This window comes from Bacillus sp. mrc49 (assembly GCF_002803435.1).
In genome coordinates, this window is record NZ_PHNG01000601.1 from 1 (window position 1) to 796 (window position 796).

The 796-nt window shown below is 52.4% G+C and carries 1 pseudogene; it reads left to right on the top strand.

Features of this window, described 5'->3' with window-relative positions:
• Positions 1 to 796, top strand: a pseudogene (locus CVN76_RS06315) (hypothetical protein); the annotation flags it as partial.

The window sequence follows — 796 nt, forward strand, 5'->3', positions numbered from 1 at the left end:
TAGCGGCGGGGCCAGTCAGGTGGATGATGGCGCTCATGCCGTTTATGCAGGAGCAAGGAAGTTAACCGGAGGCGTCAATCAAGTCAATGATGGCGCACAAAACCTAAAGGATGGAGCAGGCTCCCTTTATACCGGGGCAAAGGAATTATCCGGGGGCGCCAATCAAGTGAATGATGGTGCCCAACAGGTGAATGATGGTGCCGGCTCCCTTTCTGCTGGTGCTAAGGAATTATCCGGGGGCGCCAATCAAGTGAACGCTGGTGCCCAAGAGTTAAACATGGGCACGAAGGGTTTAGTCATTGGCGTAAAGGATTTGAATGGAGGAGCAAAGCAAGTATTGGATGGCCTCGTTAATGTTGAAGCGGGCAGCAACGGATTGAAGACCGGTTTATCACAACTGGAAGCTGGCAGTAGCAATGCTGCCAAAGGAGCGGCTGCCGTGGATGCAGCAGTTGGCCAGTTGGCCCCGGAATCAAAGGATGTAGTGCAAGGTATCAAAAAGCTTGGAGAACAAGTTCCAGGCCTTAAAGACAGCCCTGAATATCAGCAGTTAGTAGCTGGAAGTGAAAGGGTCGCGGGAGGTTTGAGCGATTTGGCTGGCCAAACCCCAACCTTGGCTGGGGGAACGGACCAAATTTCACAGGGACTGAAAGACGCTTTAAAGGGCTCCACTGATTTAGAGGCAGGACTGAATGGGTTGCTGGAAGGGCAAAAAAAGGTATATGGAGGAACCCAAGGTGTCGTCCAAGGGGCAAACCAACTATCCGCTGGTGCCGAAAAGGTTGCCGATGGAACA